The 22373-nt window shown below is 60.3% G+C and carries 18 protein-coding genes; 5 read left to right on the top strand and 13 right to left on the bottom strand.

The annotated features are described in order from the left end of the window. Positions 1–107: 107 nt before the first annotated feature. The 7 genes from ACY4LX_RS04240 to amaB form a co-directional block, all read right to left on the bottom strand. Entirely contained in the window at positions 108–824 is a 717-nt protein-coding gene (locus ACY4LX_RS04240; RefSeq protein ID WP_123513958.1) for an ABC transporter ATP-binding protein, read from the bottom strand. Then, positions 821–1696 carry an ABC transporter ATP-binding protein gene (locus ACY4LX_RS04235; RefSeq protein WP_213940975.1) on the bottom strand — a complete coding sequence of 292 codons (876 nt, stop codon included), beginning with the start codon at positions 1694–1696 and terminating at the stop codon, positions 821–823. The genes ACY4LX_RS04240 and ACY4LX_RS04235 overlap by 4 nt, the downstream gene beginning before the upstream one ends. Further along, on the bottom strand, positions 1693–2976 hold the full coding sequence (gene livM / locus ACY4LX_RS04230; RefSeq protein ID WP_463259248.1) for a high-affinity branched-chain amino acid ABC transporter permease LivM: 1284 nt from the start codon (positions 2974–2976) through the stop codon (positions 1693–1695). The genes ACY4LX_RS04235 and livM overlap by 4 nt, the downstream gene beginning before the upstream one ends. Before the next feature lie 3 nt (positions 2977–2979). Then, entirely contained in the window at positions 2980–3894 is a 915-nt protein-coding gene (locus ACY4LX_RS04225) for an ABC transporter permease subunit (protein WP_123402406.1), read from the bottom strand. A 170-nt stretch (positions 3895–4064) separates the two neighbouring features. Continuing rightward, complete coding sequence (locus tag ACY4LX_RS04220) at positions 4065–5198, bottom strand: branched-chain amino acid ABC transporter substrate-binding protein (RefSeq protein WP_463259247.1); 1134 nt, start codon at positions 5196–5198, stop codon at positions 4065–4067. 365 nt (positions 5199–5563) lie between these two features. Then, the gene (gene amaA, locus ACY4LX_RS04215; RefSeq protein WP_463259246.1) at positions 5564–6847 is read right to left on the bottom strand and encodes an L-pipecolate oxidase; all 1284 of its coding nucleotides are present in this window, start codon (positions 6845–6847) and stop codon (positions 5564–5566) included. 202 nt (positions 6848–7049) lie between these two features. Beyond that, on the bottom strand, positions 7050–8540 hold the full coding sequence (amaB, locus tag ACY4LX_RS04210; protein WP_149660595.1) for an L-piperidine-6-carboxylate dehydrogenase: 1491 nt from the start codon (positions 8538–8540) through the stop codon (positions 7050–7052). A 185-nt stretch (positions 8541–8725) separates the two neighbouring features. Between amaB and ACY4LX_RS04205 the strand changes: the two genes are divergently transcribed. From ACY4LX_RS04205 to nadE, 3 genes are all read left to right on the top strand, one after another. After that, complete coding sequence (locus ACY4LX_RS04205) at positions 8726–9637, top strand: LysR family transcriptional regulator (protein WP_149660594.1); 912 nt, start codon at positions 8726–8728, stop codon at positions 9635–9637. A 248-nt stretch (positions 9638–9885) separates the two neighbouring features. After that, positions 9886–11109, top strand: coding sequence for a nicotinate phosphoribosyltransferase (pncB, locus tag ACY4LX_RS04200; protein WP_149660593.1), 1224 nt, complete (start codon positions 9886–9888; stop codon positions 11107–11109). A gap of 4 nt (positions 11110–11113) precedes the next feature. Beyond that, positions 11114–11941 (top strand): ammonia-dependent NAD(+) synthetase, encoded by an 828-nt coding sequence (gene nadE, locus ACY4LX_RS04195; RefSeq protein ID WP_149660592.1) that lies wholly within the window; start codon positions 11114–11116, stop codon positions 11939–11941. A 51-nt stretch (positions 11942–11992) separates the two neighbouring features. Here the strand turns inward: nadE and ACY4LX_RS04190 are convergent, their stop codons facing one another. Both ACY4LX_RS04190 and azu read right to left on the bottom strand, forming a co-directional pair. Beyond that, on the bottom strand, positions 11993–13114 hold the full coding sequence (locus ACY4LX_RS04190; RefSeq protein WP_463259245.1) for a hypothetical protein: 1122 nt from the start codon (positions 13112–13114) through the stop codon (positions 11993–11995). 186 nt (positions 13115–13300) lie between these two features. Beyond that, positions 13301–13747, bottom strand: coding sequence for an azurin (azu, locus tag ACY4LX_RS04185; protein ID WP_463259244.1), 447 nt, complete (start codon positions 13745–13747; stop codon positions 13301–13303). Between the two features lie 342 nt (positions 13748–14089). On the opposite strand from azu, the gene ACY4LX_RS04180 reads away from it, so the two are divergent. Together ACY4LX_RS04180 and ACY4LX_RS04175 are read left to right on the top strand one after the other, a co-directional pair. Further along, a complete protein-coding gene (locus tag ACY4LX_RS04180) occupies positions 14090–14677 on the top strand; it encodes an LOG family protein (protein WP_149662229.1) in 588 nt (195 codons plus the stop codon). Between the two features lie 68 nt (positions 14678–14745). After that, positions 14746–14937, top strand: a complete 192-nt coding sequence (locus ACY4LX_RS04175; protein ID WP_149662228.1) for a hypothetical protein — start codon at positions 14746–14748, stop codon at positions 14935–14937. Positions 14938–15010: 73 nt separating this feature from the next. Here the strand turns inward: ACY4LX_RS04175 and ACY4LX_RS04170 are convergent, their stop codons facing one another. From ACY4LX_RS04170 to ACY4LX_RS04155, 4 genes are all read right to left on the bottom strand, one after another. Then, positions 15011–15388, bottom strand: coding sequence for an NUDIX hydrolase (locus ACY4LX_RS04170; protein ID WP_149662227.1), 378 nt, complete (start codon positions 15386–15388; stop codon positions 15011–15013). Positions 15389–15514: 126 nt separating this feature from the next. Further along, positions 15515–16405: a transglutaminase family protein gene (locus ACY4LX_RS04165; RefSeq protein WP_149662226.1), complete on the bottom strand. Its 891-nt coding sequence runs from the start codon at positions 16403–16405 to the stop codon at positions 15515–15517. Then, entirely contained in the window at positions 16405–18891 is a 2487-nt protein-coding gene (locus ACY4LX_RS04160; RefSeq protein WP_463259243.1) for a circularly permuted type 2 ATP-grasp protein, read from the bottom strand. The genes ACY4LX_RS04165 and ACY4LX_RS04160 overlap by 1 nt, the downstream gene beginning before the upstream one ends. Positions 18892–18979: 88 nt before the next feature. Further along, positions 18980–22255: a transglutaminase family protein gene (locus ACY4LX_RS04155; protein ID WP_463259242.1), complete on the bottom strand. Its 3276-nt coding sequence runs from the start codon at positions 22253–22255 to the stop codon at positions 18980–18982. Positions 22256–22373: the final 118 nt, after the last annotated feature.

Genomic DNA, 22373 nt, shown 5'->3' with positions numbered 1-22373 from the left:
AGATCGCAGCCTCGTTTCTCTCGACAGCCCCTACGGGGGATTTGTGTGGGCATAAAAAAACGCCCTGACGTGGAGTGCGTCAGGGCGTTTTTTATGGGGCCGAAGGCTTAGTGCCCGCCGAGATACGCGTTACGCACCTCCTCGTTCACCAGCAGCTCCTTGCCGGTGCCTGTTAGGCGAATCTCGCCGTTGACCATCACGTACGCCCGGTCCGAGAGCTTGAGCGCGTGGTTGGCGTTCTGCTCGACCAGGAAGATGGTCATGCCGGTTTTTGCCAGTTCCCGCAGAGTCGCGAAAATCTGTTTCACCACGATTGGCGCCAGGCCCAGGCTCGGCTCATCAAGCAGCAACAACTTCGGCCGGCTCATCAGTGCCCGGGCGATGGCGAGCATTTGCTGTTCGCCGCCGGACATGGTCATGGCCCGCTGGGTGCGCCGCTCTTCGAGCCGTGGAAACAGCTCGAACATGCGCTGCATGTCTTCCTTGGCGTACTTGTCGCCAATCGGGATGGTGCCCATCAACAGGTTTTCCTCGACGGTCATGTCGGGGAACACCCGCCGCCCTTCCGGCGATTGCGCGATGCCGTGGGACGCGATGTAGTGGGACGACTTGTGGGTGATATCCACCCCTTGATAGATGATCTGCCCGTCAGCGGCGCGAGGCTGGCCGAAGATCGACATCAGCAGGGTCGACTTGCCGGCGCCGTTGGAGCCGATCAGGCTGACGGTTTCGCCTTCGTTGATGTGCAGCGAGACTTTCTTCAGGGCCTGGATCGGCCCGTAAAACACATCCAGATCCTTCAGTTCGAGGATGGGTTGGCTCATAGCACCACTTCCTCTTCATCAGCGCCCAGGTAGGCCGCAATCACTTTCGGGTCGTTGCGAATGGCATCAGGCCCGCCCTCGGCGATGACGATGCCGTGGTCCAGTACCACGATGTGGTCGGAAATGCTCATGACCATGCCCATGTCGTGCTCGATCAGCACCACGGTCAGGTCGTGCTCGTCGCGCAGCAGCCTGATCATCGCGCTCAGTGCTTCGGTTTCCTGAGGGTTAAGGCCGGCGGCCGGTTCGTCGAGGCAGATGATCTGCGGCCGCGTGCACATGGCCCGGGCGATTTCCAGGCGACGTTGCTGCCCGTAGGACAGCTCGCCCGCCAGACGGTTGGCGCAGTCCACCAGGTCCACCACTTCCAGCCAGTAGAACGCATGGTCCAGCGCATCACTTTCAGCCTTGCGATAGCCCTTGGTGTTGAGGATGCCCGCGAGCATGTTGCGGTTGACCCACATGTGTTGGGCCACCAGCAGGTTTTCCAGCACCGACATTTCCTTGAACAGGCGAATGTTCTGGAAAGTGCGCGCCAAACCGGCACGGTTTACCAGATGGGTACCGCCGAACATCTTGTAGTACATCCGGCTAAGGAAAGATTTCGGCGAAACGAAATCCACCGGTTTGAAGGACTCGCCCAGCAACTGGATAACGTTGGTCTGCTCGCCGCGCACATTGAGTTCGATCTTGCCGCCCGAGGCCTTGTAGAACCCGGTCAGGCAGTTGAACACCGTGGTCTTGCCGGCGCCGTTGGGGCCGATCAGGGCGAAGATCGAGTTGCGGTGCACCTTGAGGCTGACATCGCTCAACGCCTTGATGCCGCCGAAGTGCATCATCAGCTTCTCGACCGAGAGTACGACTTCGCTCATGGCGCTACTCCTTTACGCGGGGTCACACCGGTACGGCTGATCCGGATCAGGCCGCGCGGTCGCCAGATCATCATCAACACCATCAGGATGCCGAACAGCAGCACGCGGTATTCCGCGAAGCCACGCAGCAGTTCCGGGGCCACGGTCAGCACGAAGGCAGCGATAACCACGCCGATGGTCGACCCCATGCCGCCGAGTACCACGATGGCGAGGATCAGGGCCGATTCGAAGAAGGTGAACGAGGTCGGGTTGACGAAGCCTTGATAGGTCGCAAAGAACACCCCGGCCAGACCGGCGGTCGAGGCACCGATGGTGAACGCCGAGAGCTTGACCAGTACGTGGTTCAGGCCCATGGAGCGGCAGGCGATTTCGTCTTCACGCAGGGCTTCCCAGGCGCGGCCGACCGGCATTTTGACCAGGCGATGCTTGATGTACAGCACGGCCAGGACCACCAGAAACAACACCGCATAGATGAAGTAATACTTCACGTCCGGGTTGTAGGCGATGCCGAAGAACTCATGGAACGGCACCCCGCCGTCCTTCGCGCGTTTGCCGAATTCCAGGCCGAAGAAGGTAGGCAGTGGCGCCGCCATGCCATTCGGGCCGCCGGTCAGGGACAGCCAGTTGTTGAGGATCAAGCGGATGATTTCACCGAAGCCCAGGGTCACGATCGCCAGGTAGTCACCGTGCAGGCGCAACACCGGGAAACCGAGAATGCACCCGGCCAGTCCCGCCGTGATCGCCGCCAGCGGCAGCACCGTCCAGAAACCCAGGCCCAGGTATTGATAACCGAGCGCCAGGCCGTAGGCACCGATGGCGTAGAACGCCACGTAACCCAGGTCAAGCAAGCCGGCCAGGCCGACCACGATGTTCAGGCCCAGGCCCAGCAACACGTAGATCAAACCGAGGATGACCACGCCCAGCAGGTAGGAGTTGGAGAAGAACGGGAACACCACGGCAATGACGATTACCAGCGGGATGATCCAGCGCAAGCGGGTTTTGTAATCGGGCGGCAGTACATGAACCCCGGAACCGGTGTTTTCAAAACCTTCGAGGATTTTCAGGCCCTTGGGGGTTTGCAGGAACAGGCTCAGGGCAAAACGGCCAGCCATGACGATGGCGACAATCCACGCCACACGGGTCGGTTGCAGGTTGAAGCCGTAGCCGTCGAGGACCACGCCGACAATCGGGCCGAACACAATCAGGGCAACGAGGCCGGCAAGAATCGCGTCAACCAGGCTTCTTTTGAGATCAATGGTTTTTTTAGTGGTTGAAGACATCGCTTACACCTTCGACACAAGAGGACGGCCGAGCAGGCCTTGGGGCCGAAAGACCAGAACGAGAACGAGCAGCGAGAAGCTGAAAACGTCTTTGTAGTCCGAGTTCACCAGGCCCGAGAACAGCGACTCGGAAATCCCGAGGATGATCCCGCCGAGCATCGCCCCAGGCAGCGAACCGATGCCGCCGAGTACCGCGGCGGTGAACGCCTTGATCCCGATGACGAAGCCTGCGTAGAAGTCGAACGTGCCGTAGTTCATGGTGATCAGCACGCCGGCCAGGGCCGCCATCGCTGCACCGATGATGAATACGTAGGAAATCACGCGGTCGGTGTTGATCCCCAGGATCGAGGCCATCTTGCGGTCTTGCTGGGTGGCACGGCACATGCGGCCGAGCTTGGTGTACTTGATGACATAGGTCAGCAGGGCCATCCCGGCGAACGCTGCGACCAGAATGAAGATCTTGGTGTAGGTCAACTGGACGAAGCCAGTGCCGACATCCACGCGCCATGCGCCGGTCAGGAGTGTGGGTACACCCTGTTGCCGCGCACCTTGGGCGATTTGTGCATAGTTTTGCAGGATCAGGGAAATACCGATGGCGCTGATCAGCGGTGCCAGTCGTGTGGAGTTGCGCAGCGGTTTGTAGGCGACGCGTTCGATGACCCAGCCATACACCGCCGTGACTACGATGGTGAAGACCAGCGTGCCGAGCATCAGCAGAGGGAAGGATTCAATACCGAAGTAAGCCAGCAGAGCCAGACTGATTGCCGCGAGGTAAGCGGAAATCATGTAAACCTCGCCGTGGGCGAAGTTGATCATGCCGATGATGCCATAGACCATTGTGTAGCCGATGGCGATCAGGCCATAGACCGACCCGAGGGTCAGACCGTTGACCAGTTGCTGCAGGAAAATACCATCCATAACGCAATCTCACGCATTTGAGAGACTGCACAGAAGCGGGTTGCAACGGACCGGGGTTCAGCCGCCAGTGCAACACGGTTGTGTGCAGCTCTACGAGAAAAGACAGGTACTGCACGGACATGTTCTCTGACTGCCCGGCGCACCAGGCACCGGGCAATCAGCGGTTCATATCACTTCTGTTTTTCCAGCTGGTGGTATTTGCCGTCCTTGTCCCACTGGTAAACCACGTAGTCGGAGACTTTCAGGTCGCCCTTGCTGTCCCAGGTCTTCTCGCCCATGACGGTCTTGACCGGGTTTTTCTTCAGCCACTCGGCAGCTTTTTCTCCACTGTTGGACTTGGAGCCGTTGAAGGCAGCAGCCAGGGTCTGGACCGACGCGTAGGCGTACAGGGTGTAGCCTTCAGGCTCGGTGCCTTTCTTGCGGAACTCGTCCACGACGGTCTTGCTGTCTGGCAGCAGGCGCGGGTCGGCGCCGAAGGTCATGAGCACGCCGTCGACGTATTGCGGGCCGCCAGCGGTGGTCACCAGTTCGTCGGTCACGATGCCGTCGTCGGACATGAATTTCACGTCTTTCAGGCCTTCGGTACGCAGTTGTTTAACCAGTGGACCAGCCTCTGGGTGCAGACCACCGAAGTAGACCACGTCGGCACCGGCCGCCCGGATCTTGGTGACCACGGCGCTGAAGTCTTTCTCGCCGCGGGTCAGGCCTTCGTACAGCACTGGCGTTACACCGCGCTTGATCAGTTGAGCCTTGGTGGCATCCGCCAGGCCTTGGCCGTAGGTGTCTTTGTCGTGCAGTACGGCGACTTTCTTGCCCTTGAGTACGTCGACGATGTAGTCGCCGGCCACGATGCCTTGCTGGTCGTCACGCCCGCACATACGGAACATGGCGCTCAGGCCGCGCTCGGTCACCTGTGGGTTGGTGGAACCTGGAGTGATCGCGATGATGCCCGCTTCGTCGTAGATCTCGGAAGCCGGAATGGTGGATGAGGAGCAGAAGTGACCGACGACGCCGGCGACTTTCTGGTTGGTCAGGTCCTTGGCGACCGTCACAGCCTGTTTCGGTTCGCAGGCGTCATCGCCCTTGACCAGTACGATTTTTTCCCCGTTGACGCCGCCCGATGCGTTGATCGCATCGGCTGCTGCCTGTGCACCCTTCATGTACTGCTCGCCAAATGCCGCGTTGGCGCCAGTCATTGGACCTGCCACACCGATTTTCACATCAGCCTGTGCAAACGCAGAAACACCCAACGCAGTTGCCACTGCGAGGGCCAGAAAGCCTTTCTTGTAAAACGTCTGGGACATGAGGTGGTGCTCCAAGGTTTTTTTTTAGTTGGCACTGCGACTTCTGTGGTTGCTCAGAGCAAGCGCCGTGCCATCGGTTTTTTATTCTGAAAAAAGTCGCTGCTTTATTGTTATTTCGACTGTTTCGATCCCATTTTCATTGGGCGTGCAACCGTCTAAACCGCGGAAGGTGAAACCATTTATTTCAAAAGGCGCAACCCGCACGCGCCATCATTGCAACCGCGGCGCCAAACGACGTGCAACCAGCCTGTAACAGCCTGCGTCACCGAAGTGCACACTCGTGGTGCGCAACTGCTACAACCCGCACCACTACAGGCTAGTCGCTGCGCGAAAAAGCGCCGCTCCCCCGCAACAAAATTCAACAATCAAATCACGATCCGCAAGCACTGGCCTGCGTGATACAGCGAAAAACCGGCCTCATACAGACAGCTGCGCAAGCCGACACCCGCCAGGGGCTGCATCGGTGCGAACGGAATCGGTAGTGCTTGAGGATTTCCGTTACACAAATAGTCGGCAAACGCTTTGCCGACCACCGTGCCCGTCGTCACGCCCCGGCCGTTGTAACCGGTAACTGCCACTATTCCGGGCGCCGGTTCGAACAGGCGCATCAGGTGATCGGGGGTAAAGGCGATGCAGCCAGTCCAGGTGCACTCCCATTCCACCGGTTTCAGGTAGGGAAAGTAATGCTGCTGAACGCGGTCGGCCCAGGCTTTCAAGAACCAGGTCGGTTTCTGATTGCCATTACCGAGGCTGCCGAGCAACAGACGCCCGTCCTTATCGCGACGGATGCTGCTCAGAACCTGGCGGGTGTCCCACGAACCCTGGCCGCCGGGCAGAATCTGTTGCGCAGCGTCATCGGTCAGCGGCACCGAGGCCACTTGGTAGTAATAACCGGGAAAAAAGTTGCGCCGAAGTTCTGTCCAGTCGCCTTCGGTGTAGGCGTTGGAGGCGATCACCACCTGATCGGCGAGCACCGAGCCTTGGGCGGTTTGCACCGACCAGCGCTGGCCCTGACGTTCCAGCCGGGTCACCGGGGAATGATCGAACAGTTGACCGCCGAGGTTGATGGCCGCTTTGGCCAGCCCGGTCGTATAAGCCATCGGATTGATAGTGCCGGCACGTCGATCCAGCAGCGCGGCGGCAATTTTTTTGGTCCCGGTCGCTTGTTCGCAGGCCTGGCCGGTCAACAGTTCCACCGGCGCCCCACGGCGCTTCCATTGTTCTTCACGACTGCGCAGATCCGCTTCGCCACGGCTGTTGTGCGCCATGTGCAGCGTGCCTTCGCGGCGCAGTTGGCAATCGATGTTGTACTTATCCACAAGGCTGAACACCAGGGACGGTGCGGCACCGAGCATGCGGTTGAGCTGACTGCCCACCGCTTCGCCGAACCCGGCTTCGATCTCGTCCGGTGGAATCCACATCCCGGCGTTGACCAGCCCGACGTTGCGCCCCGAGCCACCATGGCCGGCGCGATGGGCTTCCACCACGCAGACGCTTTTACCTGCTTCCAACAGATGCACCGCCGCCGACAGACCGGTGAAACCGGCGCCGATAACGCAGACATCGACCTTCACTTCACCCTTGAGCGCCGTATTGTCGGGCCTTTGCGGCGTCAGTTTTTCCCACAGACACTCTTCGCGTAACGGCATTGCCAGACTCCAATCAGAAACCTAACCATCACACACTGATCGTTCCCACGCTCTGCGTGGGAATGCAGCCCGGGACGCTCCGCGTCCCAAAAGCGGACGCAGAGCGTCCATTGAGGCATTCCCACGCAGAGCGTGGGAACGATCAACACAAGCTGCAAGCCAGTCTGCTTGAAGCTTGAGGCTTGCAGCTTGCAGGCTGCTTTTAATCGAACGTAATCCCCTGGGCCAACGGCAGCTCCAGCGAGTAGTTCACGGTGTTGGTCTGGCGGCGCATGTAGGCGCGCCAGGCATCGGAGCCCGATTCACGACCGCCACCGGTTTCTTTCTCGCCACCAAATGCCCCGCCGATTTCCGCGCCGCTCGGGCCGATGTTGACGTTGGCGATGCCGCAGTCGCTGCCCACGTCCGACATGAACTGCTCGGCTTCACGCACGTCGGTGGTGAAGATGCACGAGGACAGGCCTTGCGGTACGGCGTTGTTCAAGCGCATCGCTTCGTTGAAATCGGTGTAGCCGACCACGTAGAGGATCGGCGCGAAGGTTTCGCTGCACACCACGTCGCTTTGCTCCGGCATCTCAACGATGGCCGGCGAAACGTAGTAAGCATTCGGGAATTTGTCTTCCAGTTGACGCTTGCCGCCAAACACCCGGCCGCCTTCGCTCAAGGCTTGTTCCAGCGCTTCCTGCATGTTTTCGAAGCTGTTTTTGTCGATCAGCGGGCCGATCAGATTGCCTTCCAGCGGGTTGCCGATGCGCACCTTGGCGTAGGCAGCCTTCAGGCGGGTGACGATTTCTTCTTTTACCGATTCATGAGCGATCAGGCGACGCAGGGTGGTGCAGCGTTGACCGGCGGTGCCGACGGCGCTGAACAGGATCGCGCGAACGGCCATGTCCAGGTCGGCGCTTGGGCCAAGAATCATGGCGTTGTTGCCGCCCAGCTCCAGGATGCTGCGAGCGAAACGGGCGGCGATTTTCGGCGCCACTTCGCGGCCCATGCGGGTGCTGCCGGTGGCGCTGATCAGCGCGACACGCGGGTCATCGACCAGGGCTTCGCCGGCATCGCGGCCGCCGATGATCACTTGGCTCAGGTGCGGCGGTGCATCGCTGAAGTTTTTCAGGACGCGGTCGAACAGTGCCTGACAGGCCAGGGCGGTCAGCGGGGTTTTCTCCGACGGTTTCCAGATCACCGGGTTGCCGCAGACCAGCGCCAGCGCAGTGTTCCAGGCCCAGACCGCGACCGGAAAGTTGAACGCGCTGATCACGCCGACAACGCCCAGCGGGTGCCAGGTTTCACGCATGTGGTGGCCAGGACGCTCGGAAGCGATGGTCAAACCGTACAGCTGGCGGGACAGACCGACGGCGAAGTCGCAGATATCGATCATTTCCTGAACTTCGCCCAGGCCTTCCTGGGTGATCTTGCCGGCTTCCCAGGACACCAGCTCACCGAGATCAGCCTTGTATTCACGCAGGATGTCGCCCAATTGGCGCACCAGTTCGCCACGGCGCGGTGCCGGGACCTTGCGCCACAGTTCGAACGCATGATCTGCGCGACTGATGTGTTGCTCGACTTCGGCAGCGCCTTCCCAGTTCACGCTGGCAATCTGGCTGCCATCGATCGGCGAATGCACCGGCACTTTGCCGTTCTGGTACAGGGCCGGGTTTACACCAAGACGATCAAGCAATGCGGCAACCATGGGTCACTCCTCAAGCAAAAAACGGAAATCGTGCAGCCGGAATATCACGGCTGATCAGGCCTGTAGTTGTAGCGCCACTCAGACGAGCCAACAAACGACCATTAAGCGAGATATCATTCCGTTTATTCATGCTTCGCATCTGTCGGTAAAAGAAAAGCATAGAGCAACAAGAAAAAGGACCACCCATGCTGAATAAACGCTACTTGCCGTCGATCACCGCCCTGCAGTGTTTCGAGGCCGTGACCCGGCATTTGAGCTTCACCCGGGCCGCCGAAGAGCTGAACCTGACCCAGAGCGCCGTCAGCAAGCAGGTGGCGCAGCTGGAAGAATTGCTGCAGCACCTGCTGTTCCGCCGGGTGCGCCGACGCCTGCAAATGACCCCGGCCGGTGATTTGTACCTGGTGGAAGTGCGAAAAATCCTCACGCAAGTGGAGATGTCGACCCACTACCTGCGTTCCTACGGCGGTGATACCGAAGTCCTGCGCGTGTCGACGCCGCCGACCTTCGGCGCCCGCTGGCTGGTGCCGCGTCTGAAAGGCTGGCGCCTGCGTCACCCCTCGATTCATCTCGATTTGTGCAGCGAGCAGGAAGCCGACGACCTGCTGCAAGGACGCAGCGACCTGGCGTTCTACTTCGGCCAAGGCTCGCGGCCCGGCACCGAAAGCCTGAAGCTGTTTGGCGAAGAGCTTGTTCCTGTGTGTGCACCGGGCAGCCTGCCGGATAAGCCTTTCACCGACCCGACGCAACTCGCCGACCTGGTCCTGCTGCAAAACGCCTCCCGGCCCCAGGCCTGGCACGACTGGTTCGACAACCAGGGCTACCACACCGAACACAGCTACCACGGCCCACGCTTCGAAACCTTTTATATGTGCATCCGTGCCGCACAGGTTGGCTGTGGCGTGGCGTTGTTGCCACGGTTTCTGGTGGAGGAGGAATTGGCGGACGGCAAACTGGTGATTCCTTGGAAGCATGCGATGCCCAGTTCCGACGCTTATTACCTGGCGTACCCCGAGCATTCGGCGGAAGTGCCCAAGGTGCGGGATTTTGTGAAGTGGATGTTGGAGCAGATTGATAGCCCGGATGCGCCGCAACATTAAGTCCGCATGCGATACCTGTGGCGAGGGGGCTTGCCCCCGTTGCGTCGCGAAGCGGCCCTGAAATCGACGACTGCTGCGCAGCCGAACGGGGGCAAGCCCCCTCGCCACAAAGGCTCGCGCCCACAGGAATCGGCCGCGGTCTAAAAAATCGCTGGCAATCCGCACCTCTGATATGCGCCACTAGCCCCATTCATTAATACAGCTGAAACGTCGCGAGCACGGGCCGCGGCCAGCCTGGAGATTCCCTTATGAGCGAGAGCGTATTCGGCGATCGCATCGTGCAGAACCTGCTCGACACCGACTTCTACAAACTGACGATGATGCAGGCGGTGCTGCACAACTACCCTAACGTGGAAGTCGAATGGGAGTTTCGTTGCCGTAACAGTGAGGATTTGCGCCCGTACCTGGCGGAGATCCGCTACCAGATCGAGCGTCTGGCCGAGTTGAGCCTGAGCGCCGACCAGTTGAGTTTCCTGGAACGCATCAGCTTCATGAAGCCGGATTTCCTGCGCTTTCTTGGCTTGTTCCGCTTCAACCTGCGTTACGTCCACACCGGCATCGAAAACGGCGAGCTGTTTATCCGCCTGCGCGGGCCGTGGCTGCATGTGATTCTGTTCGAAGTGCCGATGCTGGCGATTGTCAGCGAAGTGCGTAACCGCTATCGCTACCGCGAAGTCGTTCTGGAACAGGCGCGCGAGCAGCTCTACCGCAAGTTCGACTGGCTGACCGCCAACGCCAGCAGCGACGAATTGTCCGAATTGCAGGTCGCCGATTTCGGCACTCGGCGCCGGTTTTCGTACCGAGTGCAGGAAGAAGTGGTGAACGTGCTCAAGCACGATTTCCCCGGGCGTTTCGTCGGCACCAGCAACGTGCACCTGTCCCGGGAGCTGAACATGAAACCCTTGGGCACCATGGCCCACGAGTGGATCATGGCCCATCAACAACTCGGCCCACGGTTGATCGACAGTCAGATTGCGGCCCTCGATTGCTGGGTTCGCGAGTATCGCGGTTTGCTGGGGATCGCCCTGACCGACTGCATCACCACCGATGCCTTCCTCGGCGATTTCGACCTGTATTTCGCCAAGCTCTTCGACGGTTTGCGCCACGATTCCGGGGACCCGGTGCTGTGGGCGGAAAAATCCATCGCCCATTACCACAAGCTCGGCATCGACCCGATGAGCAAGACCCTGGTGTTCTCCGACAGCCTGACGCTGCCCAAGTCCCTGGAAATATTCCGTGCGCTGCGCGGTCGGATCAATGTCAGTTTCGGCATCGGCACCAACCTGACCTGTGACATACCAGGTGTTGAACCGATGAGCATCGTGCTTAAAATGACCGCCTGCAACGGTCAGCCCGTGGCCAAGATTTCCGATGAGCCTGGCAAGACTCACTGCAAAGACCCGAATTTCGTCGCCTACTTGCGACACGTGTTCAAAGTCCCTGCCCTTTCCAGTATTCCTAGCAAGGAGTGAATTCATGCAAGCCGAACAGCGTGAGATTGCTGAACAGCTCAACGTCCAGCCGCCGTTCGCCGACCAGGCCGCCCTCGAGGCTGAAGTCGCCCGGCGGATTACCTTTATCCAGGATTGCCTGGTCAATTCTGGTCTCAAGACCCTGGTACTGGGCATCAGCGGCGGCGTCGATTCCCTGACTGCCGGGCTGTTGGCCCAGCGTGCCATGCGCGAACTGCGCACCCGCACCGGTGACGACAGTTACAAGTTCATCGCCGTGCGCCTGCCGTACGAAACCCAGTTCGATGAACACGATGCCCAGGCTTCGGTGGACTTCATCGCGCCGGACGAACGCCACACCGTGAACATCGGCCCGGCGGTCAAATCCCTGGCCAGTGAAGTCGCGGCGTTTGAAGGCAAGCATGCGGTGTCGGTGGATTTCGTGCTCGGCAACACCAAGGCGCGGATGCGCATGGTCGCCCAGTACACCATCGCCGGCGCGGCACAGGGGCTGGTGATCGGTACTGACCACGCGGCGGAAGCCGTGATGGGCTTCTTCACCAAGTTCGGTGACGGCGCCTGCGATCTGGCGCCGTTGAGCGGGTTGGTGAAGAACCAGGTCCGGGCGATTGCCCGCAGCTTCGGTGCGCCGGAGTCGTTGGTGGAGAAGGTCCCGACAGCGGACCTTGAAGACCTGTCGCCGGGCAAGCCGGACGAAGCGTCCCATGGCGTGACGTATGCCGAGATTGACGCGTTCCTGCACGGCGAGCCAGTGCGTGAGGACGCGTTCAAGATCATCTGTGATACGTACAGGAAGACGCATCACAAGCGGGTGATGCCGTTTGCGCCGTAAGCCGTAATACCTGCCTTCAGCATTCTCCGAATGCCGAAGGCAGTGCTGTGTTCATACCACCTGGAAAGAGTAGCTTTCCCTCACTAGCCCAGAGTCATAGCTTCCTTCTACATGGAACACGTGAGTATCGCTCGCTAAATCTCGGAGCTGCAGTTCCCAAACACCGAGGGCATCGACGATCGGATTGCCCACCAGATCCGTTCTATTTGTAACGCTGAGTTCTTCTCCCGCGGCACCAGTACCGGTCAATACAATCGAACGATCCCTCGTCGTCCCATTGATTGGAATAGGATTGCCCGTGGAGTCTCTCGCCAGTCGAATGATTGGCAGGCGCTGATCCACACAGCGAAATACACGATTATGACCAGCAATGGAATCAGCCACCTTGACGACATAGAGCTGTTGAGTGAGGTCCTCCAATCGTACTTTCCAGTTACCCTCAGGATCGGCCATTTCAGATTTTTCTTCACCGCTGGCGGGGAAAACCCTGACCAACTGACGCGGTGAAGCGGTGCCTATGACGTCCACTGTCGTCGAAGCCGTGTAACGAGCGGGTGGAATGTCATAACCGTCGCGGTCTTTTATTGCTCTGATCCAGACCGTCCCTTTCACAGCTTCCACGGTCACGTGCCAGATGTTGGACGATACTTCGCGGCTCACTGCCTTGAACGCATATTGCGTGTCCTGGTTCAAGTCCGTCACTATGAAAGCCCAGTTACCCTTTGGAGAATACGCTCCACCCCAATGTGAATCCCCGACAAAAAATTCGACGTAGCCATTAACAGCGGCTGAGCCTTTAAACACTAGAGTGGTGGAGGCGGTAACGCCGCCGTCAGGAACCGAATGTCCCTCAGTGTCCACGACCTCCAAAATCAAGGGTTGTATCTCTTCTACCCGAACCTGCCAGGCAAGCGAAGGCACCCCGTAGGCAGAAGCCCTGATGCCATACGTCCTGCCTCTGGTCAAATTTTCCAGGGAATAGTCCCATTTGCCATCTGTTGCTTGGGCTACCCCTCGTTTTTGCCCGTCGACAAGAACGTCAACAACATCGTCCATCCCTGCGGTTCCGCTCAGGTTCAGCGTGGTGGAGCTGGTGGCTCCCCCGTCAAGAATCGGGCGTCCCTCAGCGTCGGTGATGGACGTAATTTCAGGCACAACGTTTCGATTCGACATGATCCGATGCTCTCTCGATGGCATCACCGCGATAGCGGAGAACTCAAGAGCGATTTGACGCCTGGAATTGAAGCCCTGCCTACTGTCATAAATAACAGGTCAACCTAGCTTTCGGACCAATGGTCGGGTTCTGACAGGCGAAAAAAAGACGCCTGTGCGGGCGTCTTCTTTTAGGTCCTGCAAGAGTTACTTCAGGGTAATCGTGCCTTTCATCATCGAGATGTGGCCCGGGAACGAGCAGAAGAAACCGTACTTTTCAGCAGCATCAAGCTTCGAAACATCGAATGTCACCGAATCAGTCTCTTTGGCACCAATGATTTTGGTGTGAGCAATGATGCGTGCATCACCTTCCGGCAGGTAGTTCTTGTCGATGCCCGCGGCCAGGCCAGCGGTAGCGATTGGCTGCATGTCAGCTTCTTTGCTCAGCACCCAGTTATGACCCATGACGTTTTTCGGCAGGCTGCCGGAGTGGGTCAGTTCCACGGTGAAGGTCTTGCAGCTCTTGTCGATTTCGATGGCCTTGGTGTTGTAGGTCATCTGGTCTGTGGAGTCGATGGTGGTCTTGCACTCCGCAGCCATTAACTGGGCGCTGGCCAGAGTCAGGAGGGATACCGCAACAAGTTTGGCAAACATGGTGAATCTCCAAGGCAGGGTTAACAAATCGCGAATGGACAGAAGACTGCCTGAAAACTTCGCAAGTTCCTATGACCTGAATCAAAAATTGTATACAACTTTCGGGCTATGACACTCATCGAAACAATCTAACAGCCAGGCGTCTGTTCCGGCCCTATCCTCAGGTCGTCATCACTCATCTGGAGCGTCTGTCATGTCCATCAACAGCTTATTGCGCAGTTTGCTCGCCGCCTACGCCTCTGGCGCCAGCGGCACTTATGAAACACCCCAACGCGAGGTTTAGCCCTTGGATCGAGGTGTACCTGCCTTTACTCTGTGGCCATCCTGACCCTGGAGTAAGGCATGTCTATCGCATCCGTTTGTGTATTTTGCGGTGCCAGCACTGGCACCAACCCGGCTTATCGTGAAGCGGCTGTCGCCCTGGGGCGCGCACTGGCCGAGCGCAAGCTGACCCTGGTCTATGGCGGCGGCGCCGTCGGGTTGATGGGGATCGTGGCTGACGCGGCACTGGCGGCGGGCGGTGAAGTGATCGGCATCATCCCGCAAAGCCTCAAGGACAAGGAAATCGGCCACAGTGGCCTGACCCGTCTGGAAGTGGTCGACGGCATGCATGCGCGCAAGGCGCGGATGGCTGAACTCAGCGACGCGTTTGTAGCGCTGCCTGGTGGCTTGGGCACCCTGGAAGAATTGTTCGAAGTCTGGACCTGGGGCCAGCTCGGCTACCACGGCAAACCCCTCGGCTTGCTCGAAGTAAACGGTTTCTATGGCCAATTGACCGCTTTTCTTGATCATATCGTCGGCGAAGGCTTCGTTCGCGAACCACACCGTGACATGCTGCAAGTGAGCGAATCGCCGCAAACTCTGCTCGATGCCCTGGACGCCTGGCAACCCTCGGTCCTGCCAAAATGGGCCGAGCAAAAACCCAGCTAACGGCTAGGCACCGATACAAGGCAGAATATGCGCCGCTCAACCTCACCTTCGACCCCAGAGGATCGCCCATGGCTAAACCTAATTATTCCTTCGCCAAACGTCAGAGAGACTTGGCCAAGGAGCAGAAGAAAGAGGAAAAGCTTCAGCGCAAGAAAGCTACAGCTGAAGAAGAAGCAGCAGCACTGAACCCGGATGCAGAAGGTGAAGTGGCGCCAGAAGACGATGTAGAAGCACCGAAAGATCAGGCGCCCGACGCCTGAGACCCTCAGGGCCCGATGATCTGATCAGGCTCACCGGATCTGTGTCCAGGGTCAGCAGCCCCGCTGCTGACCCTCACAGGCCCAACGCGTTGTGAATCGAATCGCGATACCCCTTGGGCAAGTTGGCCGGCAAGTCCGCCGGATCAAACAGCCCGATCTCCTTGTGTTCATGACTGATTTTCGGCACAAAACCGCCCAGCAATTGGCAGCGGTAAGTCGAGATGAACACGTGTTTGCCAGGGATCACCTCGAACAGATACGAATCCAGCGGCTCCCCCACCTCCACCTCGACGTCCAGCTCCTCGGCGATTTCCCGTGCCAGGCAGCCCGGCGCCGTCTCGCCCAGTTCGATTCGCCCACCGGGTAATTCCCATTCGTCGCGCTCGTTAAGCATCAGCACGATCTGGCCTTCAGGGGATTGCAGGACGCCTTTGATTGAAACCGGGAACATTGAATTCCTCCTGTAATGATCGTTCCCATGCTCTGCGTGGGAATGCCTCACTGGACGCTCTGCGTCCGCTTTGGGATGCGGAGCGTCCCGGGCTGCATTCCCACGCGCAGCGTGGGAACGATCGGCTCAGTCCAGTGGCATTACGGTGACGCGGACTTCCGGATCGTGGTTGCCGCCGCCAAGAATCACCCCACGCAGCGGCGAGACATCGGAAAAGTCCCGGCCCCAGGCCAGGGTGATGTGTTCCAGCGCCGGTTGCACATTGTTCGTCGGGTCGAAGTCTACCCAGCCCAGCACCGGACAAAACACCGAGACCCAGGCATGGGACGCGTCGGCGCCGATCAACCGCGGCTGGCCCGGTGGTGGCTGGGTCAGCAGATAACCGCTGATATAGCGCGCGGCCAAACCACGAGAGCGCACACACGCGAGCATCAGGTGCGCGAAGTCCTGACAGACGCCGCGACGCCGCTCCAGCACTTCCACCAGCGGCGTGGCCACTTGGGTCGCTTCGGCATCGAAGGTGAATTCGCTGAAGATCTTCTCCATCAACGCCTGGACGCCCAACAGCAGCGGCCGCCCCGGAGGAAAACAGCTTTCCGAGAATTCGACGAAGTTGCGCTTCAAGTGCACGTACGGCGACTCGAAACGGTAGCGGCAAGCCTCCAGCACCTGCGGTGACAGCGGCTGACTGCTGTAGGTCAGCGCATTGCGGGTTGCTTCCCAGGCCGGCGATTGAGTGAAATCCAGGATCGGACGGGCCAGCACCTCGACCGTAAGCTCGGCGTTCACCAGCAATTCATCGTGGGGCCGTTCGAACGCCAAGCGGGTCAGCGGATTGCCGAACACGTCCAGTTCATCCCGGCGGGTCGTCGGTTCCGGGCTGATCAACAACGCCTGGGCGGTGCAACGCTGCCAATCACAGACGCGCGGCCACAGATGTGCCAGTTGCTGCGCCAGGGACACCGGGCTGTCGTAGTGATAATGGGTGTCGTGGAAAATCTGGTAACGGGCATTCATCAGACGGACACCGTGCGCTGGCTAACATCATCGACATGGGCAAAATGGCGCAAGGCGAGGCGATCCGAGACCTGGCCGCTGGCATCAGCGATTTCTTGCAGCAGATCAGCCAGGCCCTCGATGGCCGCATGGACGCTGGCTTCACCAAACAACGAATTCTCCAGACAGCCCAGATCGAAATGCATCAAGCGCTCCACCAACCGCGGCAACCCAGCCTCGCGCGGGGCGCCGAAATCGTCGTTCAGGCGCTTCAAGGTCCGCGTCACCAGTTTCAACTGGAACAGCACCGCATGGGGGTTCTGCTCGTCCAGCAGCAACAGGTCGAGCACCGGGATCAACTGCGCCACCGCCAGATACCGCGAGCGATAAGTGATGCTGCTGTTACCCAGCTCCAGCAACCATTCCAGCCCAGCCTGATCGAAGGCCCCGGCACCGCGCAGAAACGCCGCGAGGCTGCCACTGAGAAACTGCAAGCGCTCGATTCGCCGGCCGATCATCAAGAAGCGCCAACCTTCGTCCCGGGTCATGTCGTCCAGGGCAAAACCGGACAGCGCCGCCAAAGACATCACCAATCGGTTGAGGAAATCCAGCAACTCGCCGAAATCCGGTTCTTCGGTTTCCAGTTCCAGTGCCTCGCGCTGCAACTCCACCAGCGCCTGCCAGTTTTCCCGGGAGAGCTTGCCGCGCACTTGCGAGGCGGCCCACTGCAAGCGCTGCAAATTGGAACGCAGGCTGAACGGCCAGTCATCGCCCAGCAACGCAGCGAGTAAGCGCTCCGGCAGTTCGCCTTCGTCGGGCAACAGGTGCAGGCGTTCACCGAGGTCGACCGCCGCTTCCAGCGCTTGTGGGTCGTCGCCATCGACGTAGCGCGCCAGCATCACCCGCAGCAGCCGCGCGCTGTCATCGCAGCGCTCGCAGTAACGGCCGAACCAGAACAGGTTCTCCACCACCCGCGAGGGCAGATACGGATCGCGCCGCACCAAGTCATGAACACCGATGGTGCGCTGGGTTTTCCATTGTTCGCCGCTGGGGGCACGCTCACCGAGCACCCACGTATCCTTGCTCGCGCCACCGCGTTGCATCGACACCACTTCGGCGTCGGCCTCGGCGGCCACTCGGGTCAGGCCGCCGGGCAACACTCGATAACCCTCACGACTGGCCACCGCGTACACACGCATGCCGATCGCCCGGGGTTGCAATTGACCGTCCTCGGCCTGCCAGATCGGCGCCTGGGACAACTGAGCCAGTTCTTGCGCGACATAGGCATACGGCCGCGCTTGCATGCGCTCGGCCAGGGCCTGGCGCTGTTTTTCACTCAAGTCCCGGCCAAACACCGGCGCAAAGCTCTGGGACGGGAACGCCGGTTTGATCAGCAATTCCGGCAGTTTTTCCAACGCCTGGGCCAGTACCGGCGCTTCACCGCACCACCAGGTGGCGATGGAAGGCAGGATCAGTTCTTCGCCGAACAGGAATTGATTGATCCTTGGCAGGAAGCCCAGCAACCCCGGCGACTCCAGCACGCCGCTGCCCAGGGCATTGGCCACCAGCACCCGGCCCTGGCGCACGGCTTCCAGCAACCCCGGCACGCCGAGGGCCGAGTCGGTGCGCAACTCCAGCGGATCGCAGAAATCATCGTCGAGGCGGCGCATGATCGCGTGGACCCGGCGCAGCCCGCTCAGGGTTTTCAGGTAGACGGTGGCATCGCGCACCGTCAGATCGCCACCCTCCACCAGTGGATAACCGAGCTGACGCGCCAGGTACAAATGTTCGAAATAGCTTTCGTTGAAGCGCCCCGGCGTCAGCAGCACCACCAGCGGCGCTTCATCGTCACAGGGTGCCTGGCGGGCCAATGTTTCCTGCAAGGTGCGGAAGAACCCGGCCAGGTGCTGCACCTTCAAATCCCGGTACAACTCGGGGAAGGCCCGGGACACGATGGTGCGGTTTTCCAGCGCGTAACCAGCACCGGACGGCGCCTGGGTCCGGTCAGCAGTGACCCACCAACGACCGTCCGGCGTGCGCGCCAGATCCACGGCGTACAGATGCAGAAAGGCGCCGTCAGGCGGAGAAATCCCCTGACAAGGCCATAGAAAATTGTTGTGCCCGAACACCAGCTCAGCCGGCAACAAACCTTGCGCGATCAGCCGTTGCGGGCCATACAAATCCGCCAGCACCGCATTCAACAAACGCGCCCGCTGGGCAATTCCGGCCGACAAATGCTGCCACTCATCGGCGGCTATTACATGGGGCAACAGGTCCAGTTCCCAGGGTCGGTCGGCCCCCTTGGGATCGGCGTAGACGTTGTAGGTCACGCCGTTTTCCTGGATTTGCCGGGTCAGCAATGCCTGGCGCTGCACCAGTTGCGTCGGGGTGCTGCGTTGCAATTGGTCGAACAGCCGACGCCAGTGCGGGCGCACCGCGCCGCTGTCGTCGAGCAGTTCGTGATAAGTGCCCGCCGTCAGCGGGTAGCGGTCAAGCAGGTCAGGCATGGAAAGCTCGGCAGACAGCAAAGAACGGTCAGACTAACGCAGGCTCATGACGCCCGGATATACGAAAAATCCGAGCGTCGTGTAGGGCTTAGAAACGTCGTAAATCGAGCGTCATCGGCAGCTCGTCGTTAATCGTCACGTTAGGTATAGGAAGTTTCCCCGGGGTGTGTCCGATTCGGAAGAAGCGTGCCATGCGCCGACTCTCCGCTTCATTGGCATTCACCGGCAGGCTGTCGTAGTTGCGCCCGCCCGGATGGGCGACGTGGTACTGACAGCCGCCCAGGGAACGTTCCATCCAGGTGTCGAGCAGATCAAACACCAGCGGTGCGTGGACCGGGATGGTTGGTTGCAGACAGTTGAACGGTTGCCAGGCACGGAAGCGCACGCCCGCGACAAACTCGCCAACTCGACCGGTCGGTTGCAGCGGCACCGGGATGCCGTTGCAGGTCAACAGGTAACGCTGTGGCGCCAGCCCCGTGACCTTGACCTGCAAGCGCTCCAGGGACGAATCCACATATCGCACCGTGCCGCCGACCGCGCCCTCCTCGCCCAGCACATGCCAAGGCTCAAGGGCCTGACGCACTTCCAGTTCGATACCACTGACGGCGTAATCGCCGACCTTGGGAAAACGGAATTCCAGGTGCGCGGCAAACCACTCGGCTCGCACCGGATAACCGGCGGCATTCAGATCGACGATGACGTCAGCGAAATCCTGTTCGATAAAGTGCGGCAACAGGAAACGATCGTGCAGCTCGGTGCCCCAGCGCGCCAGTTTCGGCGGCGCATACGGCTCGCGCCAGAACCGCGCCACCAGCGCCCGCAGCAACAATTGCTGGGCCAGGCTCATGCGCGCGTGGGGCGGCATTTCAAACGCGCGCAACTCCAGCAAACCGAGACGCCCGGTGGCGCCGTCCGGTGAGTAGAGTTTGTCGATGCAGAACTCGGCGCGGTGGGTGTTGCCGGTGACGTCGATCAACAGGTTGCGCAGCAAGCGATCCACCAGCCACGGCGCGCACTCTTCCCCCGGTTTCGGCATCTGGGCGAAGGCGATTTCCAGTTCGTATAGGGAATCGTTGCGCGCTTCGTCCACTCGCGGCGCCTGGGACGTCGGGCCGATGAACAGTCCGGAAAACAGGTAGGACAAGGACGGATGGTTATGCCAATAACTGATCAGGCTGCGCAGCAGATCGGGACGGCGCAGGAACGGTGAGTCCGCCGGCGTCGCGCCACCGAGGACGAAATGGTTACCGCCGCCGGTGCCGGTGTGGCGGCCGTCGATCATGAATTTCTCGGTAGTCAGGCGGGTCTGTCGCGCTTCTTCATAGAGAAATTCGGTGCGCTCGACCAATTCATCCCACGTCGCGGACGGCTGCACATTGACCTCGATCACGCCCGGATCCGGGGTGATGCGGAAGTTGCTCAGGCGCGGATCGCTTGGCGGCTCGTAGCCTTCCAGCAAGACCGGGCACCGCAGTTCTTCAGCCGTGGCTTCGATGGCGGCGACCAGTTCCAGGTAATCCTCGACCCGTTCCAATGGCGGCATGAACAGGTACAAGCGGCCCTCCCGCGCTTCGGCGCAGAACGCGGTGCGGGTCAGCCAGTCAGCGGATTCGTCGACCTCGATATCCCGTTCAACCGCTTCGGCCGGCGTGCCCGGGCTGTTCAATTGCTGAGTGTCCGGCAGCGCCGGGAATTCCTGGTTCGGGTCGTTGGGGTAGATGAAGGGATACTCGGCCGCTTTCACCCAAGGCTGCGAGCCCAGCGGCAAGCGATAACCCAACGGCGAATCCCCCGGCACCAACCGGCAGTGTTCGTCGCGCAGGTACCAGCGGCCGCTCTGCCATTGATCGCCCTTGGCGGTGCGCGCCAGCGGCAGGACCTGGCCGATGACCTTGTCCAGCCCTTGGCTGAAGACTTTGCGCAGTCGCGCCCGCTCCAGCGGCTCTTCCAGGCGCGAGTCTTCGGCGCTGACGTTCTGCGGCAACGCGCCTTCGCGCCAGAGGTAATAGAAATTGTCTTCGTAAGCCGGAAACACAAAGCGTGTCGGAATTTTCAGGCGTTCGGCGACACTCGCGAGAAAACGCCCGGCCAGTTCGCCATCGGCGCCGTAGTCTTCTTGCTCATCGGCAATCAGCGCGCTGTTGTGCCAGATCGGCACGCCGTCACGCCGCCAGTAGCAGTTCAGCGACCAGCGCGGCAGTTGTTCGCCGGGGTACCACTTGCCTTGGCCGAAATGCACCAGGCCTTTGGGCGCGTAGTGCTTGCGCATGCGCTGGAACAGTTCGGCGGACAGACGCCGCTTGTCCGGGCCGAGGGCGGCGGTGTTCCATTCGGCGCCGTCCGGATCATCGATGGACACGAAGGTCGGCTCGCCCCCCATGGTCAGGCGCACGTCGCCTTCCAGCAGGTCGGCGTCGATCTGCCGGCCCAGGGCCTGGATCGCCAGCCACTGGTCTTCGGTGTAGGGCTTTGTGACCCGTGGCGCTTCCCAAATCCGCTCCACGGACATTTCGTGGGTGAATTCGCACTCACACGGTTCCACCAAGCCACTGATCGGCGCCGCAGAGCCCGGATCGGGACTACACGCCAACGGAATATGTCCTTCACCGGCAAACAGCCCTGAGGTCGCGTCCAGGCCGATCCAGCCGGCGCCGGGCAAGTAGACCTCGCACCAGGCGTGCAAGTCCGTGAAGTCCACCTCGGTGCCCGAGGGGCCGTCGAGGCTTTTGACGTCGGCAGTAAGTTGAATCAGGTAGCCGGAAACAAAACGCGCCGCCAACCCAAGGTTGCGCAGCAATTGCACCAGCAGCCACGCCGAGTCGCGGCAGGAACCGGAGGCGTGTACGAGGGTGTGTTCCGGGGTCTGGACGCCGGGCTCCATGCGGATCAGGTAACCGATGTCTTCGCTCAGACGCTGGTTGAGGGCGACAAGGAAATCCACGCTGGGCAGCGGTGTGCGGTCGATGCCGTCCAGATAGGCCTTGAACTTCGGCGTCAGGGGCAAGGTTTCCAGGTACGGCGCCAGTTCCTTGCGCTCATCGGCGGCGTAAGTGAACGGGATTTTTTCGGCGTAGGGCTCGAGGAAGAAGTCGAACGGATTGAACACCGCCATTTCCGCCAGCAGGTCGACCTCGATGCGCAGCTCATCGGTTTTCTCCGGGAACACCAACCGCGCCAGGTAATTGCCCTGGGGGTCCTGTTGCCAGTTGATGAAGTGCTGCTCGGGCGAGACTTTCAGCGCATAGGACAAAATCCGCGTGCGACTGTGGGCCGCCGGGCGCAGACGAACGATCTGCGGACCGAGCTCGACGGCGCGGTCGTAGCGGTAGTGCGTGACGTGATGCAATGCGACATGAATCGACACGGCGTGCCTCCTGCGAGCCTTAAGCGTATTCGAAAGCGCGCAAGACTTATGCCATCGCGCAGCGCTGGCGCTTTCATGGATTGCTTAGGGCAGTACAGCACCAAAATCGGGCGACGCG

Source organism: Pseudomonas sp. Emmai (assembly GCF_055179735.1).
Note: the sequence above shows the minus strand (reverse complement) of the source record. Positions and strands in the feature narration are given on the sequence as shown.